This window comes from Polynucleobacter victoriensis (assembly GCF_900187875.1).
GTDB lineage: Bacteria > Pseudomonadota > Gammaproteobacteria > Burkholderiales > Burkholderiaceae > Polynucleobacter > Polynucleobacter victoriensis.
This window is the reverse complement of the sequence record NZ_FYEX01000001.1, coordinates 968,492-993,233: the sequence shown is the minus strand read 5'-3', so window position 1 is coordinate 993,233 and position 24,742 is coordinate 968,492. Positions and strand designations below refer to the sequence as shown.

Annotated in this window: 32 protein-coding genes; 10 read left to right on the top strand and 22 right to left on the bottom strand. The window is 41.9% G+C overall.

The window, feature by feature from the left end; genetic code table 11:
• The first annotated feature begins 22 nt into the window (after nucleotides 1-22).
• Nucleotides 23-712, top strand: coding sequence for a ComF family protein (locus CFR83_RS05185; RefSeq protein WP_165765051.1), 690 nt, complete (start codon nucleotides 23-25; stop codon nucleotides 710-712).
• A 1-nt stretch (nucleotide 713) separates the two neighbouring features.
• Nucleotides 714-1,184: a tRNA (uridine(34)/cytosine(34)/5-carboxymethylaminomethyluridine(34)-2'-O)-methyltransferase TrmL gene (gene trmL / locus CFR83_RS05180; protein ID WP_088812883.1), complete on the top strand. Its 471-nt coding sequence runs from the start codon at nucleotides 714-716 to the stop codon at nucleotides 1,182-1,184.
• A gap of 1 nt (nucleotide 1,185) precedes the next feature.
• On the opposite strand, the gene CFR83_RS05175 is transcribed toward trmL, so the two are convergent.
• From CFR83_RS05175 to CFR83_RS05160, 4 genes are read right to left on the bottom strand one after another with little or no spacing between them, the layout of a single operon-like run.
• On the bottom strand, nucleotides 1,186-2,214 hold the full coding sequence (locus CFR83_RS05175; RefSeq protein ID WP_088812882.1) for an NAD(P)H-dependent glycerol-3-phosphate dehydrogenase: 1,029 nt from the start codon (nucleotides 2,212-2,214) through the stop codon (nucleotides 1,186-1,188).
• Nucleotide 2,215: 1 nt separating this feature from the next.
• On the bottom strand, nucleotides 2,216-2,716 hold the full coding sequence (gene secB, locus CFR83_RS05170) for a protein-export chaperone SecB (RefSeq protein ID WP_088812881.1): 501 nt from the start codon (nucleotides 2,714-2,716) through the stop codon (nucleotides 2,216-2,218).
• A gap of 29 nt (nucleotides 2,717-2,745) precedes the next feature.
• Complete coding sequence (gene grxC, locus CFR83_RS05165) at nucleotides 2,746-3,003, bottom strand: glutaredoxin 3 (RefSeq protein WP_088812880.1); 258 nt, start codon at nucleotides 3,001-3,003, stop codon at nucleotides 2,746-2,748.
• 13 nt (nucleotides 3,004-3,016) lie between these two features.
• Entirely contained in the window at nucleotides 3,017-3,430 is a 414-nt protein-coding gene (locus CFR83_RS05160) for a rhodanese-like domain-containing protein (protein ID WP_088812879.1), read from the bottom strand.
• A gap of 22 nt (nucleotides 3,431-3,452) precedes the next feature.
• Here CFR83_RS05160 and gpmA point away from each other — a divergent pair, with 22 nt between their 5' ends.
• The 3 genes from gpmA to CFR83_RS05145 are packed head-to-tail and all read left to right on the top strand — an operon-like array spanning nucleotide 3,453 to nucleotide 6,350.
• Nucleotides 3,453-4,145: a 2,3-diphosphoglycerate-dependent phosphoglycerate mutase gene (gpmA, locus tag CFR83_RS05155; RefSeq protein ID WP_088812878.1), complete on the top strand. Its 693-nt coding sequence runs from the start codon at nucleotides 3,453-3,455 to the stop codon at nucleotides 4,143-4,145.
• Nucleotides 4,146-4,148: 3 nt separating this feature from the next.
• On the top strand, nucleotides 4,149-5,585 hold the full coding sequence (locus tag CFR83_RS05150; protein WP_088812877.1) for a S41 family peptidase: 1,437 nt from the start codon (nucleotides 4,149-4,151) through the stop codon (nucleotides 5,583-5,585).
• Nucleotides 5,586-5,597: 12 nt separating this feature from the next.
• On the top strand, nucleotides 5,598-6,350 hold the full coding sequence (locus tag CFR83_RS05145; protein ID WP_088812876.1) for a HesA/MoeB/ThiF family protein: 753 nt from the start codon (nucleotides 5,598-5,600) through the stop codon (nucleotides 6,348-6,350).
• An 8-nt stretch (nucleotides 6,351-6,358) separates the two neighbouring features.
• Here CFR83_RS05145 and ptsP read toward each other — a convergent pair whose 3' ends face one another.
• The 8 genes from ptsP to CFR83_RS05105 all read right to left on the bottom strand — a co-directional run bounded on the left by ptsP (nucleotide 6,359) and on the right by CFR83_RS05105 (nucleotide 13,868).
• A complete protein-coding gene (gene ptsP, locus CFR83_RS05140; protein ID WP_088812875.1) occupies nucleotides 6,359-8,116 on the bottom strand; it encodes a phosphoenolpyruvate--protein phosphotransferase in 1,758 nt (585 codons plus the stop codon).
• Between the two features lies 1 nt (nucleotide 8,117).
• The gene (locus tag CFR83_RS05135) at nucleotides 8,118-8,387 is read right to left on the bottom strand and encodes an HPr family phosphocarrier protein (RefSeq protein WP_088812874.1); all 270 of its coding nucleotides are present in this window, start codon (nucleotides 8,385-8,387) and stop codon (nucleotides 8,118-8,120) included.
• A gap of 3 nt (nucleotides 8,388-8,390) precedes the next feature.
• Entirely contained in the window at nucleotides 8,391-8,840 is a 450-nt protein-coding gene (locus CFR83_RS05130; RefSeq protein WP_088812873.1) for a PTS sugar transporter subunit IIA, read from the bottom strand.
• 1 nt (nucleotide 8,841) lies between these two features.
• A complete protein-coding gene (gene gshB, locus CFR83_RS05125) occupies nucleotides 8,842-9,786 on the bottom strand; it encodes a glutathione synthase (protein WP_088812872.1) in 945 nt (314 codons plus the stop codon).
• On the bottom strand, nucleotides 9,786-11,081 hold the full coding sequence (gene gshA, locus CFR83_RS05120; RefSeq protein WP_088812871.1) for a glutamate--cysteine ligase: 1,296 nt from the start codon (nucleotides 11,079-11,081) through the stop codon (nucleotides 9,786-9,788). Before gshA ends, gshB begins: the two co-directional genes overlap by 1 nt.
• A 130-nt stretch (nucleotides 11,082-11,211) precedes the next feature.
• On the bottom strand, nucleotides 11,212-12,693 hold the full coding sequence (locus tag CFR83_RS05115; protein WP_088812870.1) for an ammonium transporter: 1,482 nt from the start codon (nucleotides 12,691-12,693) through the stop codon (nucleotides 11,212-11,214).
• 14 nt (nucleotides 12,694-12,707) lie between these two features.
• Nucleotides 12,708-13,046, bottom strand: a complete 339-nt coding sequence (locus CFR83_RS05110; RefSeq protein WP_088812869.1) for a P-II family nitrogen regulator — start codon at nucleotides 13,044-13,046, stop codon at nucleotides 12,708-12,710.
• 24 nt (nucleotides 13,047-13,070) lie between these two features.
• The gene (locus CFR83_RS05105; protein WP_088812868.1) at nucleotides 13,071-13,868 is read right to left on the bottom strand and encodes a TorF family putative porin; all 798 of its coding nucleotides are present in this window, start codon (nucleotides 13,866-13,868) and stop codon (nucleotides 13,071-13,073) included.
• Nucleotides 13,869-14,115: 247 nt separating this feature from the next.
• Between CFR83_RS05105 and CFR83_RS05100 the strand changes: the two genes are divergently transcribed.
• Nucleotides 14,116-14,370 (top strand): accessory factor UbiK family protein, encoded by a 255-nt coding sequence (locus tag CFR83_RS05100; RefSeq protein WP_243383351.1) that lies wholly within the window; start codon nucleotides 14,116-14,118, stop codon nucleotides 14,368-14,370.
• Nucleotides 14,371-14,435: 65 nt separating this feature from the next.
• On the opposite strand, the gene CFR83_RS05095 is transcribed toward CFR83_RS05100, so the two are convergent.
• Both CFR83_RS05095 and CFR83_RS05090 read right to left on the bottom strand, forming a co-directional pair.
• Nucleotides 14,436-15,698 (bottom strand): MFS transporter, encoded by a 1,263-nt coding sequence (locus tag CFR83_RS05095; RefSeq protein WP_088812867.1) that lies wholly within the window; start codon nucleotides 15,696-15,698, stop codon nucleotides 14,436-14,438.
• Between the two features lie 27 nt (nucleotides 15,699-15,725).
• Entirely contained in the window at nucleotides 15,726-16,325 is a 600-nt protein-coding gene (locus CFR83_RS05090; RefSeq protein ID WP_133062463.1) for a hypothetical protein, read from the bottom strand.
• 11 nt (nucleotides 16,326-16,336) lie between these two features.
• Between CFR83_RS05090 and CFR83_RS05085 the strand changes: the two genes are divergently transcribed.
• Nucleotides 16,337-16,867, top strand: a complete 531-nt coding sequence (locus CFR83_RS05085) for a TlpA family protein disulfide reductase (RefSeq protein WP_243383349.1) — start codon at nucleotides 16,337-16,339, stop codon at nucleotides 16,865-16,867.
• Nucleotides 16,868-16,901: 34 nt separating this feature from the next.
• Here the strand turns inward: CFR83_RS05085 and lipA are convergent, their stop codons facing one another.
• The 6 genes from lipA to CFR83_RS05055 are packed head-to-tail and all read right to left on the bottom strand — an operon-like array spanning nucleotide 16,902 to nucleotide 20,925.
• Nucleotides 16,902-17,855, bottom strand: a complete 954-nt coding sequence (gene lipA, locus CFR83_RS05080; RefSeq protein WP_088812865.1) for a lipoyl synthase — start codon at nucleotides 17,853-17,855, stop codon at nucleotides 16,902-16,904.
• Nucleotides 17,852-18,499 (bottom strand): lipoyl(octanoyl) transferase LipB, encoded by a 648-nt coding sequence (gene lipB / locus CFR83_RS05075; protein ID WP_088812864.1) that lies wholly within the window; start codon nucleotides 18,497-18,499, stop codon nucleotides 17,852-17,854. Before lipB ends, lipA begins: the two co-directional genes overlap by 4 nt.
• 3 nt (nucleotides 18,500-18,502) lie before the next feature.
• Nucleotides 18,503-18,775, bottom strand: a complete 273-nt coding sequence (locus CFR83_RS05070; RefSeq protein WP_207758552.1) for an HP0495 family protein — start codon at nucleotides 18,773-18,775, stop codon at nucleotides 18,503-18,505.
• Nucleotides 18,775-19,485: an alpha/beta hydrolase gene (locus tag CFR83_RS05065; RefSeq protein ID WP_423808378.1), complete on the bottom strand. Its 711-nt coding sequence runs from the start codon at nucleotides 19,483-19,485 to the stop codon at nucleotides 18,775-18,777. Before CFR83_RS05065 ends, CFR83_RS05070 begins: the two co-directional genes overlap by 1 nt.
• Nucleotides 19,486-19,516: 31 nt before the next feature.
• Entirely contained in the window at nucleotides 19,517-19,828 is a 312-nt protein-coding gene (locus CFR83_RS05060; RefSeq protein ID WP_088812861.1) for a (2Fe-2S) ferredoxin domain-containing protein, read from the bottom strand.
• 8 nt (nucleotides 19,829-19,836) lie between these two features.
• Nucleotides 19,837-20,925, bottom strand: a complete 1,089-nt coding sequence (locus tag CFR83_RS05055; protein WP_088812860.1) for a VanZ family protein — start codon at nucleotides 20,923-20,925, stop codon at nucleotides 19,837-19,839.
• A gap of 26 nt (nucleotides 20,926-20,951) precedes the next feature.
• Here CFR83_RS05055 and CFR83_RS05050 point away from each other — a divergent pair, with 26 nt between their 5' ends.
• Genes CFR83_RS05050 through CFR83_RS05040 form a run of 3 tightly spaced genes read left to right on the top strand, consistent with a single transcriptional unit; the run spans nucleotide 20,952 to nucleotide 22,713 of the window.
• Nucleotides 20,952-21,734 carry a biotin--[acetyl-CoA-carboxylase] ligase gene (locus tag CFR83_RS05050; protein ID WP_088812859.1) on the top strand — a complete coding sequence of 261 codons (783 nt, stop codon included), beginning with the start codon at nucleotides 20,952-20,954 and terminating at the stop codon, nucleotides 21,732-21,734.
• Nucleotides 21,731-22,510 (top strand): type III pantothenate kinase, encoded by a 780-nt coding sequence (locus tag CFR83_RS05045; RefSeq protein ID WP_088812858.1) that lies wholly within the window; start codon nucleotides 21,731-21,733, stop codon nucleotides 22,508-22,510. The genes CFR83_RS05050 and CFR83_RS05045 overlap by 4 nt, the downstream gene beginning before the upstream one ends.
• Before the next feature lie 2 nt (nucleotides 22,511-22,512).
• Nucleotides 22,513-22,713, top strand: coding sequence for a hypothetical protein (locus tag CFR83_RS05040; RefSeq protein ID WP_088812857.1), 201 nt, complete (start codon nucleotides 22,513-22,515; stop codon nucleotides 22,711-22,713).
• Here CFR83_RS05040 and rfaE2 read toward each other — a convergent pair.
• Nucleotides 22,690-23,193, bottom strand: a complete 504-nt coding sequence (gene rfaE2, locus CFR83_RS05035) for a D-glycero-beta-D-manno-heptose 1-phosphate adenylyltransferase (RefSeq protein WP_088813206.1) — start codon at nucleotides 23,191-23,193, stop codon at nucleotides 22,690-22,692. The genes CFR83_RS05040 and rfaE2 overlap by 24 nt on opposite strands.
• A 20-nt stretch (nucleotides 23,194-23,213) precedes the next feature.
• Nucleotides 23,214-24,740: a cryptochrome/photolyase family protein gene (locus CFR83_RS05030; RefSeq protein WP_088812856.1), complete on the bottom strand. Its 1,527-nt coding sequence runs from the start codon at nucleotides 24,738-24,740 to the stop codon at nucleotides 23,214-23,216.
• Nucleotides 24,741-24,742 lie beyond the last annotated feature (2 nt).

Sequence of the window (24,742 nt, the reverse complement as noted above, 5' to 3'; positions counted from 1 at the left end):
GCATGAGTATACTCAGCGACCCATGAAATTTCTGCTCCCAACTGCATGTATTGGCTGTAGCGAATTTCAAGCATCTAGGATTTGCGAAAAGTGCACCAACTTACTAAAGTCACATCAAAAAAACAGATGCTCACAATGCGCCCTGATTTGTGATGAAGTGCGTGGAATTTGCACTAATTGTGAAATTCAAACTCCACCATTTGATCAAACGATTTGCATTGACTGTTATGGTGGCTTACTAACCAATGCGGTTCATGACTACAAATACAAACATCAAGTAGCAATTGCTCGTGGCTTAGTTGACGCTTGGTTACAAATTCATCAATTTAATGATTTAACAAGCAATGTTGATCTTTTAATCCCAATACCTATGAGCTCTCAGAAATTAAATCAAAGGGGTTTTAATCAATCATGGGAATTGTGTAAATCGTTTTCAAAACAATTGAAGCTAGCGACCTCATCATCGCTTCTTTACAGAAGCCATATTGAAGGTAATCAAGCCCAAGCCACGCGTAAGGAGCGTATGGAAAGGCTTAAAACTGTATTTCATATTAATCAAGACAAAGTCAATATGATCAAAAATACTCGCGTTGCCTTGGTCGATGACGTCATGACAACTGGGGCCACATTCAGCACGATTGCTAAATTACTTAAAGATTTTGGCGCCCAAAGTGTTCATAATTGGGTAATTCTGAGAACTCCATATAAATAAAATGCTAAACGTTGTACTAGTCGAGCCAGAAATACCTCCCAATACTGGCAACATTATTCGCTTGTGCGCCAATACAGGCGCAAAGCTACATCTGATAGAACCACTTGGGTTTCCACTAGAAGATTCTCGACTAAAACGAGCTGGCTTGGACTATCACGAATACGCCAATATGAAAGTTCATGCCAATTGGCAGGCATTTTTAGAATCAGAAAAACCTTCGCAAGACAGAATGTTTGCCATTACCACCAAAGGCAAGGCACATCTTTCAGAATGCAAATTTCAAGAAAATGATTACCTGGTGTTTGGCTCGGAAACTAAAGGCCTCAGCCAAGAAGTGCGTGATTATTTTTTACCTGAAAGAGCTCTAAGACTACCTATGCGAGCCAACAGTCGCAGTCTTAATTTATCGAATGCAGCAGCCATCATGGTTTATGAAGCCTGGCGCCAGATGAATTTTATTGGCGGCGAATAATTTATCGAGACTCAGCTCGTGCGTCACGACTCATTAGTAATTTCACGGCTGAGGCAACGTCTTGTCCATTAAATAAAACTTCACACACCATATGCGTGATCGGCATCTCAATGCCTTTTGTTTTCGCCAAATCATTGACAGCTTGAGCGCATCGAACACCTTCTGCAACATGACCCAAAGCACTTAATACTTCGGATAATTTTTTGCCTGAGGCTAACTGCAAACCAACCTGTCTGTTTCTAGAAAGATCACCAGTTGCCGTCAGGATTAAATCTCCAACACCGGTTAAACCCATTGCTGTTTCAGACTTTCCACCCATCGATATGATCAACCGCATCATCTCTGATAAGCCTCTTGTGAGCACTGCAGCTCGAGCATTTAAACCAAGCCCCAGGCCATCACCAATACCTGTTGCTATCGCCAATACGTTTTTAATAGCGCCGCCTAACTCAACACCTACAACATCATCACTACCGTACACGCGCATATTGCCATGGTGAAAAACTTGTTGAATCAGAGTTACCAATTCTGCTGAACCACTTGCTGCAGTTAATGCACAAGGCATCCCTTTTGCAACTTCACTCGCAAAACTAGGGCCTGATAAAACGGCTAAATGGATACCACGATCCAAAGCATTAGCAAGCTTTAACTCCCGCTCAATCACTTGATGCGGCATGAGGGATGTACCTGGCTCTAAACCTTTGCATAACCAAACCCAATTTTTAGGAACGTTACTGAGTTTCAATAAGGCGTGAACAGTATCTTTAAGACCTGCAACTGGGGTTGCAATCACTACTAAATCTTGTTCGCTTGCATGAGTAAATATTGCTTCCCAATTACTACTAATTTTTAGTTGAGGAGGAAGATCAATGCTTGGTAAATATTTTTGATTACGATGAGTTTTACTCATCTCATCTGCCAAAGACGATGAGCGACTCCATAAAGCCACATCACAGTCCTTAGGATTCTTGGAGGCGTGCATGGCCATTGCTGTACCCCATGCACCAGCCCCAAGAAAAATCACTTTCATATTAATTCGGCAAAATAATGCCGCTATCGTTTGATGCAGGAGCTGCGGCAGCCTGCTGCAAACGCTGCTCATAAAGAGCGTGGAAGTTAATCTCAGCCAGATGAACTGGTTGGAAACCAGCGCGACTGATCATGTCTGCGATATTCGAACGCAAATATGGGAACAAAATAGTTGGGCATGCAATGCCTAATAGCGGATCAATCTGCTCTGGTGGCATTTGGCGAATTTCAAAAATACCGGCTTGATGAGCCTCAACCAAGAACAAAACTTTATCTTCAATTTTTGTTGTAACAGTGCCAACCAACGTGATGTGAAAGTTGTTCTCGTCTAGTTGGTTAGCCTGGATATCAACTTGAACTTCTAATTTAGGCTCACCTTGATTTAAAAGAATTTGTGGAGCATTTGGCTGCTCCAAAGAAATGTCTTTAAGGTAAATACGTTGAATTTGAAAACTTGGATTGTTGTCCGCTGTATTAGCTGAACCGTTTGCTGCTTCTGTCATGTTTTTCCTATTTATTTACTTTTATTTACTTATTTACCTAACAATGGGTCTAATTTACCCGCTTTATCTAGTGCTGATAAGTCATCAAATCCGCCCACATGAGTTTCATCAATAAAAATCTGCGGAACAGTGCGACGCCCAGTTCTAGTCATCATCTCTTCTCTTTTCGCGAGATCCTTATCCACCAAAATTTTTTCTGTAATGACTGCGCCCTTAGACGTTAATAATCTTTCAGCCATCACACAGTATGGGCAAACTTGTGTGCTGTACATAGTAATTTTTGGCATTTTCGACCTTTTATTACTTAACCAATGGCAAACCAGCCTGATTCCAAGCTGAAATACCACCTTCTAGACACATAATTTCTGAAAAACCAGCTTTTTTGAACTTTCCAATAGCGCTACTTGCTCTAGAACCACTTAAACAAACTAAAATAATAGGCTTATTTGTATCGAGTTTTAGATGTTTAAAGCCCTTTTCAAGCTCTGAAACTGGTAAATGTTTAGAATTTGCTATGTGTCCTGAACCGTATTCTTCAGCACTGCGTATATCAACAATTTGAGCCCCTTGTTGATTGACTGACTGAACGGCTGCATGAACGCCTAGCCATTGTTGATTAAAGCGACCCAATAACTGGGGCAAAGCCAAGGCCAAGCCAGAAGTTACTAAAGTTGCTAGTAGTAATAGATTATTTGTATTTGTAAAGAAGTCCATCAGTAAATTATAGAATGTGAATATGAAACAACTCGTACTTATCCGCCACGGCGAATCCCAATGGAACCTAGAAAACCGTTTTACCGGCTGGGTTGATGTAGATTTAACACCAACTGGTGTTCAACAAGCTATCCAAGCTGGTGAGAGTTTAAAGGCTGCCGGCTATGATTTTGACATTGCTTACACATCTGTGCTGAAGAGGGCAATTCGTACTCTTTGGCATGCTCAAGAAGCCATGGATAGATTGTGGTTACCAGTTGTTCACAGCTGGCGCCTTAATGAGCGTCACTATGGCGCCCTCGCAGGCCTCAATAAGGCTGAAACTGCTGCTAAGTATGGTGATGAACAGGTACATATTTGGAGACGCTCTTACGATGTAAGACCGCCACTATTGGACCCTAACGATCCAAGAACCTCATATAACGACCCACGTTACGCCAAACTAAAACGTGAAGAAATACCTTTGGGTGAGTGTCTTAAAGACAATGTTGCTCGTGTTTTACCGCTTTGGGAAGAATCAATCGCTCCGGCGCTTCGCTCCGGCAAACGGGTATTAATTGCAGCCCATGGCAACAGTATTCGATCACTAGTAAAGTATCTAGATGAAGTTTCTGATTCAGACATCATGGAAATCAACATTCCAAACGGCGTTCCATTGGTTTATGAACTAGATGACAACCTAAAACCCATTAAACATTTCTATTTAGAAAAGTAAATTATGTATCGGTCAATTAAGAGTATTGCCCTTGTTTGTACAGGCCTGATTGCAGGTGTTGCGCTAACTCTGCAACTTTCTGCAACAGCTCAACAGGGCAACTCTAATTTGCCGCTTGATGAGCTACGCAATCTGTCGAATGTTTTTGGGCAAATTAAACGAGATTATGTTGAGCCTGTCGAAGATAAGAGATTATTAACCGATGCAATCAAAGGCATGGTGAGTGGTCTTGATCCCCATTCTTCATATCTAGACAAAAAAGATTTTGCTGAGATGCAAGAGCACACTCAAGGCAAGTTTGCTGGCTTGGGTATTGAAATCACATCAGAAGATGGTGTTGTTAAAGTTCTAAATCCAATTGAAGATACCCCAGCTGCTAGGGCAGGACTTCAGTCGGGCGACTTAATTACCAGACTAGATGACAAACCTGTTAGAGGCATGACTCTAGACCAAGCTGTCAGACGTATGCGAGGTGAGCCTGGCACAAAAATCACTTTAACTATTTTTAGAAAAAGTGAAGATAGAACTTTTCCTGTAACGATTACACGCGCTGAAATTAAGGTTCAATCTGTTAAAGCTAAGTTACTTGATGCTGGCATTGCGTATGTTCGTATTACAAGCTTTCAAGAAAGAACCATCCCTGATTTAGCTAAGAAGCTCAACGAGCTAGCTGCTAAAGATTCTCAAATCAAAGGTCTCGTATTAGACCTAAGAAACAATGGTGGCGGCCTGTTGCAAGGTGCAGTTGGTGTATCAGCAGCATTCTTACCAACTGGAACTTTGGTGGTATCAACCAAAGGTCAATCTGAAGATGCCAAACAAATATTTAAGGCTAATGTAGATAACTACAGATTATCTGAAAACAATGACGTATTGGCCGACCTAGCTCCAATCTTCAAAAAAGTACCGATGGTGGTATTGGTAAACGCCTTCTCTGCATCTGCATCAGAAATTGTTGCAGGCGCACTCCAAGACCACAAACGCGCAACAATCATTGGTAAAACAACTTTTGGTAAAGGCTCAGTACAAACAGTTCGTCCACTTAGCGCAGATTCCGCTCTTAAATTAACAACTGCTTACTACTACACACCATCAGGTAAATCTATCCAAGCGTTTGGTATCAAGCCTGATATTGCCGTTGATCAAAATGCAGAGGGTGACCCAGACGACGTTCTCATTACCAGAGAAATCGACAGCGAAAAGCATCTTAAAAACAAGCAATCTTCTGAAGAAAAATTAATCAATGAACGTGAAAAACGTAGACTTGAAGAATTGCAACGCATTGAAGAAATTAATGCGAAAAAGACTCCAGAAGAAAAAGAGAAGGATCGCAAGAAGCGTCCTGCTGAATTTGGCTCTGCTGAAGATTTCATGCTGACACAAGCTGCTGCTTATCTAAAGGGTCAGCCTATCAAGAAATCTAAATCTCGCTTGGAATAATTAGAGCGACGCATGAACGACCAAGACCTTCTTAGATATTCACGCCACATCCTACTTGATGATATTGGCATTGAAGGTCAAGAAAAAATACTGGCCGCTCATGCGATAGTGATTGGCGCCGGAGGTCTAGGATCAGCAGCCGCGCCGTATTTGGCTGCGGCAGGCGTCGGCAAAATTACCTTGATTGATCATGACACTGTGGATTTAACAAATCTACAACGTCAGATCATGCACAACCAAAACTCTGTGGGTCAAGCCAAAGTTCAATCTGGTAAAGCTATGCTTCTGAATCTAAATCCTCATGTTCAAGTAAATGCTTTACAAGAGAAGGCTACTGCTGAATTATTAGATCAGCTATTGCCTACAGCAAGTGTTGTTTTAGATTGCAGCGACAATTTCACCACCAGACACATGGTAAATGCCGCATGCGTTAAACACAAAGTGCCTCTTGTCAGTGGGGCTGCGATTAAATTTGATGGTCAAGTAACTGTTATTGATCCACGCCAAACAGGCACTCCGTGCTACGCATGTTTATTTCCAGCGGACCAAGAATTTAATGAAGTTCAATGCTCAACGATGGGTGTATTTTCACCGCTAGTGGGCATCATTGGTAGCATTCAAGCTGCAGAAGCGCTTCAAGTGATTATGCAAATTGGTGAGCCTTTGGTGGGTAAATTACTACTGTGGGATGCGAGGTCTTCGCAAGTTGATCAAATTGCATTACACCAAAGAGATGATTGCCCCATCTGCTCAAGGCATCAATAAGTACTGGTCTATACAGCGTTAATTTTTTGTAAAGCTGCTTGTAATTCTTCTGGTTCAATAGCGTTCAATAATTCATCTACTGACTGCTTCAATACACTCATATCTGATCTAAGAATCTCTTTCTTCACAGACAAGAGTTGATTAAAGTGCATTGAAAAATCAGTTAAGCCCATGCCTAATAAAACTTTGGTCATTGATGGCTCGCCTGCCATCTCGCCACATACAGAAACCGGCATGTTGGCAGCCTTAGCCTCTCTGATAACCCCTGCAATCAATCTCAACACTGCGGGGTGCAGTGGGTCGTATAGATGCGCAACAGCATTGTCAGCCCTATCAATTGCCAATGTGTACTGAATTAAATCGTTTGTGCCAATTGATAAAAAATCCAAACGGCGAATAAATAATGGCAATGAAAGCGCTGCCGCAGGAATCTCAATCATTGCACCCACTTGTACATTCGGGTCAAAAGATACGCACTCATTTTCAAGTTGTTTCTTTGCCACATTGATCAATTCCAAGGTTTGATCAATTTCCTGGGCATGCGCCAACATTGGAATCAAGATTTTCATCTTGCCGTATGCAGACGCACGCAAGATGGCTCTGATCTGAATCAAGAACATCTCAGGCTCAGAAAGTGACCAACGAATAGCGCGCAGACCTAGTGGCGACAAATAATGACCGCCCTCATCCTGACCATCTAGCGGTTTATCAGCGCCAATATCAATTGTTCTGATGCTAACTGGCAAACCCTTCATAGCCTCAGCGGTTTTTCTGTATGCCCAAAACTGCTCTTCCTCGCTAGGCATATCACCTTTGCGATTCATGAATAAGAATTCAGATCTAAATAAGCCAATACCTACCGCACCAGAATCTAACGCCTGCTCAGCATCATCTGGCATCTCAACGTTAGCCATCAAATCAATTGGCACACCATCCAAAGTAAGTGTTGGCGTGTACTTGAGTCTTAATAATTTTTTCTTTTCTAACTTACGCTCTGATTGAAGATGTCGATACTCTTCCAGAATCAATGGACTAGGGTCAACAATCACGATGCCGCGGTCACCATCAATAATGATCCAATCATCTTGACGGATTAATTCACTTGCCCTTCTAACACCCACGGCCGCTGGGATATCCAAACTCCTAGCAACAATTGCAGTATGAGATGTACGACCACCCAAATCTGTAATAAATCCGCCAAATGCTAAATCTTTAAAACGCATCATGTCAGGCGGTGCAATATCATGCGCCACAACAATGACTTCGCTTAGCTCACGATTTTCTGAAACGGTTTTATAGAAGGATGAAAGTGTTTGATGATTTTCACCATGATGGAGAACTTTCATCACTCGCTCAACAACTTGCCTAATATCTGCAGCGCGCTCACGCAGATATTCATCTTCAATTTCAGCAAATTGCTCTAATAAATCCTCTAACTGTGTGGCTAACGCCCACTCAGCGTTATATCTTCGACCCTTAATCAACTCTAACGGCTTTTCGGTCAGAGTGGGGTCAGCCAAAATCATGCCGTGCACATCTAAGAATGCGCCCATTTCTTCTGGAGCGGCATCAGGCAAGCTGGCTCTTAAACTTTTTAATTCCTGTCTAACAACTTCAAATGCATTGAGTAAGCGTGTTTGTTCTACTTGTTCTGCACCTTCATCCACCAAATAATGCTTCACATCCATGGCAGACGGCGCAATACGTAGCGCCTTGCCAATTGCAATGCCGTTGGTAACAGGAATGCCGTGCAGCGTAAATGACAAACTACTCACCCTCTCCGAATCGATCGTTGATCAATGCTTCTAAGGCGGCAAAAGCCTCTTCAGCTTGCTCACCTGTTGTCTCAAGCACAACAGAACTACCCATACCAGCAGCCAACATCATGACGCCCATAATACTTTTTGCATTAACCCTGCGACCACCCTTAGATAAAAAAATCTCACAAGGGTACTTTGCCGCTAACTGCGTTAATTTGGCAGAAGCTCTAGCATGCAAACCCAATTTATTAATAATATTAATTTCTGCACTAGGCATTTTTTATTCCTTAACTTCCGAAGTCTTATTTGATACGGCATCCGTAGCAGGGGTTAAATGGCCAATCGGAATAATTCCCTGCTGACCGCCATACATGGCTTTTTGCATAGCAGAATCTAAAGAATCCGCTCTATATGAAATCGCGCGCATTAACATTGGCAAGTTAACTCCAGCAATCACTCGCACACGGCCATTGAATTCTGGTTTATGAGCCAAGCGGTTTGCAACGTTGGCTGGAGTCGCCCCCATGATGTCGGTCAAAACCAACAACCCATTTTCAGAACTAATCGTATGTGCAGCTTCCACAGCTCGCTCTAACGTGATCTTTGCATCTTCGTGCGCCATCACATCAACTGCTACCAGCCGACTAGGAACTTCGCCATAAACATGTTTAGCAAACTCTTTGAGAGCTGAAGCCAAAGGAGCATGGGCAATGATTAGTATTCCGGCCATATTAATTTAATTTTTTTTCTAAACTCTTTAACCACTGACTCGCAACATCGTGTCCAGTTTGGTTCGTGATTTCTACAAAACATGTTGGACTTGTAACGTTAATTTCTGTTAAGTACTCACCAATAAAATCCAAGCCAACTAAATGCAACCCTCGCGCAGCTAATTGTGACCCAACTTGATGAGCGATATCAAATTCTTTTTGCGTTAATTTTTGTGCAACACCTTTACCACCGGCAGCTAAGTTACCTCTGACCTCACCACCTTGAGGAATCCTAGCTAATGAATATGGCACAGGCTCGCCATCTATTAATAAAACTCGCTTGTCACCATCAACTATCTCAGGGATAAACTTTTGCACCATTAATGCTTTACTACCATTCTCACCTAGCGTTTCAACAATACTAGCAAGATTCAAGCCATCAGCCTTAATCCTAAACACACCCATACCACCCATACCATCTAAAGGTTTAATGATGATGTCTTGGTGCTGCTGATGAAACTCCTTTATATCTGCTAAGTCTCTAGTAATAATTGTTGGCGGAGCAAACTGCAAAAACTCTAATAACGATAACTTTTCAGAGTGGTTTCTGAGGGCTTCGGGGCTATTAAAAACACGCGCACCTTCTAAAACTGCCGCCGACAAAAACCAAGTGGCCGTTACGTAAGCCATATCAAAAGGCGGGTCCTTACGCATCACAACAGCATCAAAGTCTGCCAAGCGCTTGGTGGCAGTTTCTAATGGGATAAACCAATCTTGAGCACCACGATTTAATTCAATATGCAAACATTCAGCTTTAATTGATGATGCAACACTTTTGATGTCATAAGTATGACAATGCCATACCTGATGTCCAGCCTTTTGGCAGGCATCCATCATTGCCAAAGTACTATCTTTTTCAACTGCAAACTCAATTAATGGGTCTGCAATAAATAGTATTTTTTTCATTAATTTTCAGCCTCAGGGTCTGTCCGCTCAAGCTCAAGAGAAGCCGCTAACAAGGCCAATCTAGCTACCACACCATATAAATAGAAGCGGTTCGGTACAGCCACACCTGGTTTAGCTGCCACATCAGGTATTGCGTTGTGATCAAATGCCAAAGGCACAAAATGCATACCTGGTGCATTAAGATTTTCATCAACACCGCGGCCTGTATGTACTCGGTAAAAACCACCAACCACATATCTATCCATCATATAGACAACAGGCTCTGCTACAGCTTCATTAATTTTTTCAAAGGTGTAAACACCTTCTTGCACAAGTACGTCAGCAACCTCTAAACCCTCTTTGACAACGCTCATTTTGTTGCGCTCTTTACGGTTTAGATCTTTGACCTCACTAGCATCTTTAACTGTCATGATGCCCATGCCATAGGTGCCAGCATCTGCCTTAACAATCACATATGGCTTTTCTTTAATGCCATATTCACGATATTTACGAGTGATTTTTTTCAAGATGCTGTCAACGCTCTCTTGCAAACATTCTTCTCCAACACGCTCATGGAAATTAATACCGTTACATTTCGTAAAGAATGGATTAATCATCCAAGGATCAATATCAATCACTTTTGAGAATTTTTTCGCCACATCATCATAAGCATCAAAGTGATTTGATTTACGACGCACAGCCCAACCAGCATGCAATGGTGGCAATAGGTACTGCTCATACAGGTTTTCTAATATCGGCGGAATACCACCTGATAAATCATTATTTAAAAGAATCGTGCAAGGATCAAAATCTTTTAACCCCAAACGACGACCCTTCATACCGATTCTCGACAAAGGCTCAAGAATTAATCTCTGGCCATCAGGTAAATCAATTGGAGTAGCTTTTGTAATTTCTTCTGAAAGGGTCCCCAAACGAACATTCAAACCTGTTTGACGCAAGATTGATGCTAAACGTGCCACGTTCTGTAAATAGAACATATTGCGCGTATGACGCTCAGGTATTAACAATAAATTTTTAGCATCTGGGCAAATCTTTTCAATCGATGCCATCGCTGCTTGAACAGCCAAAGGCAACATTTCTGGTGAAAGATTATTAAATCCACCAGGGAACAAGTTGGTGTCAACTGGAGCCAACTTAAAGCCCGCATTTCTAAGGTCAACAGAGCAATAAAAAGGAGGTGTGTGCTCTTGCCACTCGAGCCTGAACCAACGCTCAATTGCAGGCGTAGCTTCTAAAACCTTTTGCTCTAATTCAAGCAAAGGACCATTTAGGGCAGTAATTAGATGTGGGACCATATTGTCATTCTAAGACAGATAAAAAAAGAGCGGGTTCTTATTCAAGAAACCGCTCTTTAAATCCCCAATAATGCTGCAATTATTGGGGTTATTCCACACTACATTTCTACAGATTTACTACAAATACTGATTAAGCCTCGTATGCAGTTTCACCGTGAGAAGTAATATCAAGACCTTCACGTTCTTCATCTTCTGGCACACGTAGACCAATCACAAGATCAACCAACTTGTACGCAACAAGAGAAACCACACCAGACCATACGATCGTTGTTAATACAGCCTTAGCTTGAATAAACACTTGGCCAACAATTGAATAGTCAGGAGCCACTGCGTTAGCAACGTAGTCGTAGATGCCTGTACCACCCAATGATGGGTCAGCAAATACACCAGTCAATAGAGCACCTAAGATACCGCCAACACCGTGAACGCCGAACACGTCCAATGAGTCGTCTGCGCCCAAGATTTTCTTAAGACCAGTTACACCCCACAAGCATAGGAAACCAGCGATGAAACCGATTACCAAAGCACCTGCTGGGCCTACGAAACCAGCTGCTGGAGTAATAGCAACCAAACCAGCTACCGCGCCAGATGCACCACCCAACATAGATGGCTTGCCTTTTGCGATCCATTCAGCAAATGTCCATGCCAATACAGCAGCAGCAGTTGCCAAGAATGTGTTCACGAAAGCTAATGCAGCGCCACCGTTTGCTTCCAATGCTGAACCAGCGTTGAAACCAAACCAGCCAAACCACAATAGTGAGGCACCAACCATGGTCATAGTTAAGCTATGTGGCTTCATTGCTTCTTTACCGAAACCGATACGCTTACCGATTACATAAGCACCCACCAAACCAGCAACCGCTGCGTTGATGTGAACTACAGTACCGCCAGCAAAGTCTAGTGCGCCCATTTGGAACAACCAACCTGCTGTTGCAGTTGCCGCTTCAGCAGCTTTTGCATCAGTAAATGCGTCAGGACCAGGCCAGAACCAAACCATGTGAGCAACTGGTAGGTAGCTGAATGTGAACCATAGAACAATGAACAACAATACTGCTGAGAACTTAGCGCGCTCTGCGAATGCACCGATGATCAAGCAGCAAGTAATAGTTGCAAATGCGCCTTGGAATGCAAAGTAACCAAACTCTGGCACAACAACACCTTTACTAAATGTTGCAGCAACTGAGTCAACCGTAATGCCTGATAAGAGGATACGATCAAATCCACCAAAGAATGCGCCACCTTCTGTGAACGCAATACTGTAGCCATAAACCGCCCACAGCACTGCTACTAGTGAGAAGATCACCAAACATTGCATCAACACAGACAACATGTTTTTGCTACGCACTAAACCGCCGTAGAACAAACCAAGGCCTGGCAATGTCATCAAAATAACTAATGCTGTTGAGATCAACAACCAAGCTGTGTCGCCCTTGTTAGGAACGGCAGCTGGTGCTGCAGGAGCAGCAGGTGTTGCAGCAGCTGCAGCAGGAGCAGTAACCGCTGGCTTAGCGTCATCTGCAGCATAAGCTGTTGATGAAACTGCCATTGATACTGTACCTAGTGCTAGCGCCGCTGCGCCGGCTGCGAGTAGACGTTTAATCCAATGTGTCATTTTCTTACCTCGCTTTAAAGGGCAGACTGACCGGTTTCACCGGTACGAATGCGGATAACTTGTTCAACAGATGAGACAAAAATTTTGCCGTCACCAATCTTGCCGGTCTTAGCTGATTTTTCAATCGCTTCGATTGCTCGCTCAACAATGCCATCATCAACTGCTGCTTCGATTTTGACCTTTGGCAAGAAATCAACAACGTACTCAGCACCGCGATACAACTCAGTGTGACCTTTTTGTCGACCAAAGCCTTTAACTTCAGTAACGGTAATGCCTGAAACGCCAACTTCTGATAGCGCCTCACGCACTTCGTCAAGCTTGAAGGGCTTGATAATTGCTGTGATTAATTTCATACGTTTCTCCGTGAGATCGCTGGGTTAGAAAGCTTTGGTTAGAGATACTGCTACGCCGTCTTTGTACAATTTTTTTGTAGAAGGCGATGTACCAACTGCCCAATCTTTTGTACCAGCACTCAAATCATTCCAGTAATACTTCACCCCAAAAACAAATCCGTTGTAATCGTATGCCAAACCAACGTTGTAATCAGAATATCCAACCTTACCTGTATAGCCAGTATTTCTTGCTCCTTCTTTAAAGTCTGTATAGCCAGCATGTGCTGATGCTGTTAACTTAGGTGCAACTTCTTGAGCTAATGTTAAATCGTAGTAGACAGTACCACTTGCATCACCACCACTTTTTGTAGTGCCAAAATAATTTTTACCAATTACATATGACACCTTCAATGTTGCAGGACCATAGCCTAAACCTACATAAGCCTCTTCAGTATTTACAGCGCCAGATTGCAATGATCCAGGGTATTTATATGAAATCAAGCCAAAGTCTGTTGCCACTCCAGCAATTTCCGTCTTATACCCACCATATAAATCCAGCTCCAATGAGCCTGCTGTTGTAGCAGCAAATGAAGACACGTTTGAACCCCATGTTCCAATATAGAAACCAGAGCTATGTGCCACATCAAAACCACCTTGGAAAGCTGGGTCCAAATCGTTTTGTGAAATACCACGGAAACGGTAATCGCTGGTGATGCCGAAGTTACCAGTTACCACGAAGTCTGGTGTCGCAGCAGGTGCTGGATCAGCAGCCATTACAGCGCCAGAAGATAAAGTTGCAGCTGCTGCTAATGCGATCGCTGAGAGAGTTAAGTAAGTTTTCATGTGTTGCACTCCTAATAAACAATCAAAGGGAAATTCCTTGCAGGTTATTAAGCAAAAGGTGTGCCAGTTATTTTTTTATTATTAAATTCATATACTTGCACCAAATAAATTATTTTTATTAATTTTTGGCTGTTGCTTGCACCAAATTTGTTAATGCCTCATGCACCAATATTGTGCCTCATTTTGGTGCATCCTTTTTTCGTAAATTTGGTAAAAAGAGAACATTAAAGATTTATCTGGAGACACCATGAATCCGCAAGACATCATGCAGAAGATGCAAACTATTGCTAACGATATGCAAAACAAGGTTGGTGATGCAATTCGACAATCGCCTGCAAAAGACATGGAAAAAAATGTTCGCAGCCTAATGACTCAAGGTTTTCAAAAACTTGATTTAGTTACCCGCGAAGAATTCGATCTGCAAACTCAAGTGCTAGCAAAGACTCGCGCAAAACTTGAAGAGCTAGAAGCTAAAGTGAGTGCTTTAGAAAATAAGAAATAATTCTTAGCTTTAAATTAGTTTTGGTTTGGTTTATTAGGTTTCGTTAGGCTTTGTTTGGTAATGTTTTAGCTGCCCGCCAAATGGTGTTTGAGTGGCTTGGGGTAAAACAAGAACCAAAGATATGAAATCACTTGCAGTATCAAAAATGCAAAGAATACTTGCCTGAAGGCATCTGGTTTAGTGGCGCCCGCTGCTGTTAATACATCAATGCCCCAACCAATACCCCATTGGAAAATAAATGCCCCAACAAAGATGAGCAAGTTATAGCTGGTACTTGCTATACCTGCATTACGTGTTGGGAAAACAGTAATCACAGTACTCTGCCCCAAGATATGGCCCGTTGCTGTCACAGCTAAGAGTATCCACAGTATCCAGCTATATTGAATGGTTAATGTAATAGCAAACAACTGAGCAACTAATCCAACTGCTAACAACCACTTGACGTAATTAAGTGTTTTGTACCCTTTGCTATTTGCCCTTGGAATGAACCATGCATTGAATGCATAACCAAGCAACATCACACCATTAAATAAAAATAGTATCTGCGCACTCTGTTCTGGGTCATATCCCAAAACCTGAATCATCCATGGACCAATCCATAAGGTTTGTAATGACAAAAAACCACCATGGTTAACAATGCCGATTGGCAACATTCTGATAAAGAATGAATGCTTCAGGATATCTTTTAAGCTAAACGATTTTTCTTCGGCGCTTGAGTTTTGATTATTCGATATTGGATGATCATCAAATGTTGGCAAACCAAATCTGATTGCAATAAAACTCAGGGCTACTAACAAAGCAGTTACCCAAAACACTCCTCGCCAACCTATATGAGGTAAAGCCAACTGTACGGGCACAGTTGTAACCAATGCCCCCATAGTGCCAAACACCAACATGGCAGAAGCTAACTGTCCTTGCTGCTCGATTGCGAACCATCTGCGATAGGCCGTAAAGGATGCCATCAAGCAAGCAGAGACCCCAACACCAATCAACAACCTACCAACAGTTAAACCTAGTAAGCTTTCTGCGTAAGCAAAAGTAATTGCACCTACTAATGCAATTAGCAATAAAACACTCTCAGTACGTCGCGCGCCAAATTTATCAAGAGCCACACCAAGTGGAATTTGCATAGTTGAAAAACCAATGAAATAGGCAGCTGACAGAAGCCCCAACTGTGAGTTGCTGATACTCAAATCTTGCATGAGCTCAGGAGCAATCACAGCATTAACTGATCTAAACGCATATGACAAAAAATATCCGAATGCAAAACAAGCAAAGACTCTAAATGCCCATACTCCTCGCATTGGTAGATTTGGTTGATTAGTCATATTTGTTTTATCTTTTTTTAGGCTTTGTTAATACGGCTTAAAACCTGTAAAGAACATCTCGTGCTCGTCAGATCGCAGTATTTTTTCAACAGCCAGATTGTTCTTAAGGCTTTGCAAAATACTTTGCTGATAAATCTGTATCTGGCCATCAGGCAAATTACGCTGCACCACTCTAAATCTTAATAATCGTTGCTGCCCATCGGGGCCAAGGCCTTGAATCACCCACTCTTGTGCTGGCAAGTCATAGCTGGGTTGTCCTGCTGTTTTAATGCTGATAGTTTTTGGCGTTGGAGCTTGATTGGTCTTGAGGTTACTCAACATACCGTTCTGTAAAAAATCTTTGAGCACCTTCAGATCAATGCCTTTTGCAGTAGCTGGAATATTAATAACACCAACAGCAAATAGTGTGGCATTTACTCGAGATGCTTCCATGGTCATGGTTAATTTTTGACTGTTAAACATGACTGTTTTTTCTGCTCGACTTGGCTTGCCTGGATACAAGGCTTCATACAGCAAATCATCAGAACGAACCGTTCTCCAATCCAAAGATGGCGTACAGGCCACTAGTGATATGCCAATTAGTATTGAGCTAAATAATTTGAACAACATGGAATGTGTAATTTGCATAAAATAGGATTATGCCCACTCCCATGAATTTGAGCGTATTTATGAATATTCGTCAGTTTTTTCTAGTTGTATTAATGTCTGTAGCAGGCATCTTGGTTGGTTGCTCATCCAATACACAACAAGTGATGCCAACATTCAAGGTATCTGAAATTTCTGGCAAAACAATCACTCAAGATAACTTCAAGGGCAAAGTTACCATCATCAATTTTTGGGCAACTAGCTGCACCACCTGCGTTAAAGAAATGCCTAAACTTGTAGAGACCTACGATAAATACAAAAGTAATGGCTTAGAGTTCATGGCTCTTGCCATGTCTTATGACCCACCAATGTATGTTGTTAATTTTGCAGAAACCAGAAAACTGCCATTCATCGTCGCAATGGATTCTGATGGTAGTGCAGCAAAGTCTTTTGGAAAGATACAGCTAACGCCAACCACCCTTGTAATTAACAAACAAGGAAGAATTATCAAACGTTATGTTGGAGAACCTGACTGGTCAGAGTTTTATCAAGTGATTGAGAAATCTCTAGCTGAGAACAGCTAAAGATTTCTGAACTACCAAATAGCTTGTTATTTAATTAAACAACGCCCGCTTTGTGGGCTTGTTGGTCTGCGTGATAACTAGAGCGCACCATCGCACCTACTGCAGCATGCGTAAAGCCCATCGCATAGGCTTCTTTTTCAAACATAGCAAACGTATCAGGGTGCACATAACGGCGCACAGGCAAATGGTGGCCTGATGGCGCCAGATACTGACCAATAGTTAGCATGTCAATATTGTGAGCACGCATATCCTTCATCACCTCTAGGATTTCTTCATCCGTTTCGCCCAAGCCAACCATCAAGCCACTCTTGGTAGGCACATCTGGATAACGTTCTTTAAAGTCTTTCAACAACTTTAATGAATGCATGTAATCAGAACCTGGTCTTGCTTCTTTGTACAAGCGAGGCACAGTCTCTAAGTTGTGGTTCATGACATGAGGTAAGCCATTCGCAAAAATATCTAGCGCTTTATCTAAACGGCCGCGGAAGTCAGGAACTAAAACTTCAATTCTGGTCTCTGGCGACAACTCATTAGTTTTAGTGATGCAATCAACAAAATGTTGTGCGCCACCATCTCTTAAGTCATCACGGTCCACACTCGTTATCACCACATACGACAACTTTAATGCTGCAATTGTTTTAGCCAAGTTAAGTGGCTCATCCACGTCTAAGGGATCAGGGCGACCATGGCCTACATCGCAAAATGGGCAACGACGCGTACATTTATCACCCATGATCATGAATGTAGCCGTGCCTTTGCCAAAACATTCACCAATATTCGGGCAGCTAGCTTCTTCACATACAGTGACTAACTGGTTATCACGCAATATTTTCTTGATCTCATGAAAACGAGAATTACCTGAGGCTGCCTTTACTCGTATCCAATCTGGCTTTTTAAGCACCTCTTCAACAGGCACAATCTTGATAGGTATGCGTGATGTTTTATCTGCAGATTTTTGCTTTTGATTTGGATCGTAGGCCTTAGTCATGACCGCACCTCTAATTGTTGAGATAAATGGCTCAATATGTTTTTTGCCACAATATTGATATTGTCGCTCACACCAAGGGTGCGCAGATCAATTGTCTTTAAACCCGCATAACCACAAGGGTTGATTGCCTCAAATGGCTGTAAATCCATTGCCACATTTAATGCCAAGCCATGATAACAACATTGTTTAGTTACCTTTAAACCCAATGCGGCTATTTTTGCGCCAATTAAGTCGGGAGGAATATCGCTACCCTCATCTAGGTAAATTCCGGGCGCGCCAGGCTTTCTAATCCCTACAACTCCAGAATCAGCCAAAGTATCAATAATGGCTTGCTCAATACGATTAACTAGGTCTCTCACAAATAAGCGGCGACGGCGCAAATCAAGAAGCAAATAAACAACCACCTGGCCTGGGCCGTGATAGGTAATTTGCCCTCCACGATCAATCGGCACTAAAGGTATATTTGTATCAGGCTTTAGTAAATGAGCAGGATCTCCAGCCTGCCCCAAGGTGTATGTCGGCGGATGCTGTAATACCCAAATCTCATCCGGGGTCTCTTCTGTGCGAGATGCCGTGAAGGACTTCATTGCTTCATAAGTAGGCAAATACTCCTGCACCCCTAAATGCCGAATTATTATTTTCATTATTTATAAGACAACACTAACCATCGGGTGTGTTGATAAGGTGCGATAGAGTTCATCTAACTGCTCTCTACTAACTACTCTAACTGTCACGGTTAAACCTAAGTAGTTACCATTTTTAGAGGGTCTACGCTCAATGGTCCCAACATCAAACTCAGGATCAAAGTTCAAGACTACTTTTTCAATTGCTTCTTGATAACCATCAACAGCCTTACCCATTACCTTAATTGGGAAATGACAAGGGTATTTAATGAGAGATTCTTCGACTGGAATATCCATCACTTACTCTCATTAACTGGAGTTGGTTGACCATGCCACGCACGAACAATCAGATCTCTGATGCAATGCAACTTACGATGGAAAAAATGATCTGCACCAGGAATAACTTGAACAGTAAGCTCCTGAGGTCTAGCCCAATCAAGAACACTTGTTAACGGAATAACGTCATCCACCTCACCATGTATCACAATCGTATCTTTTGGAACAGGTGCGACATCCCACTTACTTGTAGCAGATCCAACCATAATCAATCGTTCTGGCGCTTCATTCTTTTCGGTTAACTCTTTAACCACATAGCTACTGACATAACTACCAAATGAAAAACCTGCCATCGCTAATGGCAGCTCATCGACAAGCTGTGGCCATGCATGCCCTTCTAATTCTTGAATGCCCTGCCAGCTAAACGGATCTTTCATCCATGCTATTACAGCAAGAAGATCTTGGGCTTCCCCTTTGCCATCATCATGCACACCTTCGGTAGCACCAACACCTCTAAAGTTAGGTCTTAATGTGACATATCCAAGTTGTGCAAAGGTACGCGCCAATGTCTGTGCCACCTTGTTATCCATCGTGCCACCCAACAAAGGATGAGGATGGGCCACCAAAGCAATTCCTCTAGGTCTGTAGCTACCAGGCGCATGCCTCACTTCATCAGGCAAGTCTAGCGATGCCTCAATGAGACCAACTGGTCCTTGAAAATTAATTTTGATTGTGCGACTCACTCAGTACCTTATCAACTGATTAATCAATTTTTAAACGTTCTACTACTTTTCCGTTAATGAAATGACTATCAATAATTTCATCAATATCTGTTTGATCAACTGCCGTGTACCAAACACCCTCTGGATACACAACCATCACAGGACCATGTGCACATCTATCTAAGCAGCCTGCTTTGTTGACTCTGACCTTGCCTGCGCCGTTTAAGGATAGCTCCTTGCAACGCTGTTTGGCATAGTCAAACAAGCCAACCGCATTGTGGGCAGCACAACAGTCGTCACCGTTTTCACGCTTGTTTAAACAAAAAAATAAGTGGTATTTGTAATAGCTCATATTGAAAATTATATAGATGACCTAGCTTTTAGGCCTTTTACCAAAGATAAAGCTGCACCAATAGGCCAAATCCACGCCAACCAAGACATTAAATGGTTGAAATGAATCAAGCGCCCCTGACGCCACTCTTGGATTGTGACTAAATAGTAGGGATTTTTTGGAAATACATTCACCAAAAATATCATCAACCCTAAAGATAAAATCGCTAACCCGTATTGCCAAGATCTCTTGAGTTGAATTAATCCAGCTAACAAGATACTTGAAAAAATCATCCCCCAAAATGCTGGTGGTGTTAGCCAAGAAAAACTCTTATCTATGCCAAACTGCATGCCAGAAAATAAAGCCTTAAAGATGATTGTCATTAACAGTAGGGCTAACAATATTTTCAACTTTGGCGCAGCTGGCTTCATCGACAAGCTAATACACAAACCAGCGCCTAGCCACGCTAGCATGGTCGTGATCATCTCAATAGCAGCAAAATTAAATGAAGTATTTTGTATAACAGGAATCAACCAAACAAAACCCCAATCACCCATTGCCAACCAAGCTTGCTGAGGATAAATTTGAGACCAAGGAAATGCTAAAACTAACAGAATTCCACTAGTTCTAAATCCAAACCACTCAATCCTACGACGCTGAAAGCCACTGCCAGACAACCATTTTGGATCTAGAGGCATTGCTAATAAAGCACCCAATATAGCGCCACCAATATTTGCAAACCAATCAACATTACTAGGTATGCGAGTGCCCAACCAGGTTTGTAGCGACTCTAAAATTCCTGATAAGAGTGCGCCCAACAACATGGCCACAATCAGAGCTCTGTATAGCTTTAACCTTGGATAAACAGCAAATACCGTAAAAAAGCCTAAAGGGACGTAACCCAAAATATTTGTAAATACATCAAACGATGTGATGTATTTAGGTATTGGTGCGGTGACCCAATCCAATATACCCGCTCCAACACTCACATTAAAGTTATACGGATAAATACTCGCATAGATAATTAGCAAGACATACCCTAACCCAATCATTCTGGCGGTGGGCATCGGTAAATCTGGCCAATTTAAGCGTTGTGGTCTTTGAAAATTGTCTGACATATGCACATAGTACCTACAATACAGATATGACTATTAATTGGATCTTAGAGCGCGTCGAAGAAAGTGCCTCAACCAACGAAGACCTAATGTCTCGTTGGAGAGATGGCGCACTCTGGGAACCCGTTGCTAGAGTAGCCGCCAAACAGTCTGCAGGACGCGGCAGAATGGGTAGATCATGGGTAAGTCACGCCAACCAAGCGCTTACTTTTTCCGTTGCTTACCCATTCAAAAAACCTATTGCAGAGTTGTCGGGGTTAAGCCTTGCCTGTGGGCTTGGTGTTATTAAAGGCATTAGTGAAGGCACAGGCATTGCAGAAGAATCTCTAAAAGAATTGGGGCTAGGTCTCAAATGGCCTAACGATATCTTTTTAGGTGAGGCCAAATTGGGTGGCATGCTAATTGAAGGCGGCCAAATTAATACAACTCAACCTACTTGGCTTGTAATTGGCATTGGCATAAATTTAATAACAGATTTAACAATTGAACAGAATATTGGTAGATCAATGGCAAGCACCAGTCAAATAACTAATGCATCAAAAATTGATGCTGATGTATTGTGGCTCTCAATCATTAAAGAACTTGGCAACATTCTTGAAACTTTCGAGAAGAGTTCATTCAAAGCTTTTCAGAGCGAATGGAATGAATGGGATATTTTTAAAAATCAGGTGTGTCAAATTTCTCAACAAGATAAAATTTCCATCGAAGGAATTGAACGTGGTGTTGATGATGCCGGCCACCTACTCATTGAAACCGCCAATGGCGTTGAACGAGTGATTAGCGGCGATGTATCTTTGAGGAAATCTTCATGAGCATTTTGTTAATTGATGCCGGAAATACTCGTATCAAATGGGCTATCTCCTCTGGGGCTTCCAGTGAGATTAATGTCGGCTTTAAAACTTCTGATGTTTTTAACAACTTAAGTTCTGAGGATCTCTCAAGCGTACCCAACTCAGCGGAAATTACCCACATCATTTGCTCAAGCGTTATTAGCAAAGAAAAGACCCTAGAGCTCAAAAACATTTGTCAACACTTGATGCCATCAGCACATTGGCATCAAATTACTGGCACCTCTGCACTCAATCAATTGCCTACGAAATATAAAAACCCAGAGCAATTGGGGGCTGACAGAAGAGCCATGCTCTTAGGCGCACAACAACTATTTAGTGGCAAAAATATCTTGGTTATTGGTACTGGTACAGCAACAACTATCGATCTACTTGCAAATCAAGAGCACCTAGGCGGATGGATTCTTCCAGGCATCACACTGATGGCAGAAATGCTTTCTAGCAACACCGCCAACTTACCAAACATTTTTGAAAAAATTAGGTCTTTATCTAAGATTGAGCCTGCGCTCAGCACCGAAGAAGGTATTCACCATGGTATTTTTGCCTCGCAGGCAGGAGCCATATCTATCGCTGAACAATATGCGAAACATAATAATATTCAGTTGGATTTAACTGTTCTAAGTGGCGGGAATGCAAACCTTATTAGCCACCACCTAGACAACCAAAATATTCTTGTGACGGAGCCTCAATTAGTACTTAAAGGACTTTTGGCTTGGTACCTAATAAATAATGCATCTTGAATATGAAACTCAAAGTAAGCTTAATTATTACGATCAGTATTGCTAGCATCTTAGGCCTACTGATGATGCTTGCGCCATTATCAACACAACAATTAATAGCATCGTGGCTAGAAACTGCTTATCAAGAATATGTAGCACCAAGTGATGCCAATCAAATTAAGTTATTAGGCCCCGCCAGCTCAAGATCTAATCTTGTTAAGTAAAGCTGTTGTTGATCGATCATGAATAAATGGAATGGCATATGCCTTGCCGCCCCAAGTTTTAACTAAAGCAGTCTCAGCCAAATCATCAATTTGATAGTCGCCACCCTTGACGTAGATATCAGGTTTTACCTTAGCGATTAGCTCTACTGGTGTTTTTTCACCAAATAGCACAACTAGATCAACAGAATCAAGTGCAGCCAAGAGAGCCATTCTGTCTGCTTGTTGATTTAAGGGGCGATCATCTCCCTTGCCCAACAATTTGACAGAGCTATCTGCATTTACACCTACAACCATGCTCGCACCCAAGCTTCTAGCTTGAGCAAGATAACTCACGTGCCCCCTGTGCAAAATATCAAAAACACCGTTTGTAAAAACAATTGGTTTTGGCAATTGGCTAAGCTTGCTCTGTAAATCTTCTGCGGAGCAAATTTTCTTCTCAAATGCGGGCAAAGGTAAATTATTCAAGTCTAATGATGTCATAGGTAACATCTTACAACCGACTAGATATTTTCTAAATTATTTAATAAATATTGAGCATGTTGTTCTATCTTATGCTGCTCAGCCACATCAATTTTGTTGAGATTTGCCCTCATTAATCGAGTTCTTGGATTTTTCTCTAGCTCAGCTTTGTGCTTGATTAAAAAGTTCCAATACAGGCTAGTCATTGGGCATGCGTTTTCACCATATCGCTCACTTGGCTTATACGCACAACTATCGCAATAATTACTCATACGCTTAATGTAGGCTCCACTTGCAATGTATGGCTTGCTAGTAAACCTAGGTCCATTTGCAAACAATGCCATTCCTGAAGTATTTGGCAACTCTACCCACTCAATTGCATCGACATACACAGCCAAATACCAAGCACATACGTCTTTAGGCAATATTTCAGCCAACAAAGCAAAGTTACCTGTAACCATCAAACGCTGTATGTGGTGTGCATAACCAAACTTCATGGTTTGATTAATTGCATCTTGCATGCATGCCATTTTAGTTTCGCCACTCCAATACCACTTAGGCAAGCTTCTTTGATGATCATAGAAATTCGCTTTTGCCATTTTTGGCATATCTAGGTAATACATGCCTCGAACAAACTCTCTCCACCCAAGTATTTGACGAACAAATCCTTCCACGGCATTAATTGAAATATTTTTTTGTTTCCAAACCTTAATGGCTGCATCTACCACTTCTTTTGGATCAATCAACTTCAAATTCAAAGATGCCGACAATATCGAATGCCAACCAAATGGCGTATTGGTCCACATAGCATCTTGATACTGTCCAAAAGATGGCAGGCGATGCTCCATGAAATGCTCCATGGCTTTTAATGCTTGATCTCTAGTAACAGGCCAGCCAAAGTTTTCAAGTTGCCCAGGATGATTGCTGTACTGTTCTTTTACTTCAGCAATCACCTCTTTGGTTATGTCATCTGGCTCAAACCATAATGGATCAATGATTAAACCTGGACCTTTTTTTGAATATGCACCTCGATTTTGATCATCAAAATTCCACTGGCCACCTTCGGGCTCATCGTTCGCCTGCATCATGACTTGATGCTTCTTACGCATATACCGATAGAAATATTCAAGCCTTAATTCTTTTTTATCTCCTGCCCACTTTTTAAATTCATCTACCTCACAGTAAAAGTGGTTGTCTTGCCTTAAATCCAGATGAATGTTTAATTCATGCGCCAGACTCTCTAGATCGGCCTTGAGCCTTAACTCGCCTGGCTCGACGCATATTAAATGGGTAAATTGATTTTTTTGTATATGTTGCTTTAGCTCTGCAACAATCGGTTGTTTTGATTTCGCTATATAAGTGAGGGGATATTTCTTACTTTTTAAGTCTTTAGCAAAGTGCCTCATGGCTGACAAAAATAATGCGATCTTTGCTTGGTGAGACCACACATAATTCGCCTCACAGACAGACTCAATCATGATCACATGATCATTTTCTGGGCTGAAATTATTAAAGGCCGAACTATCGGCCTTTAATTGATCTCCTAAAACTAATACAAGCTTTTTCAACT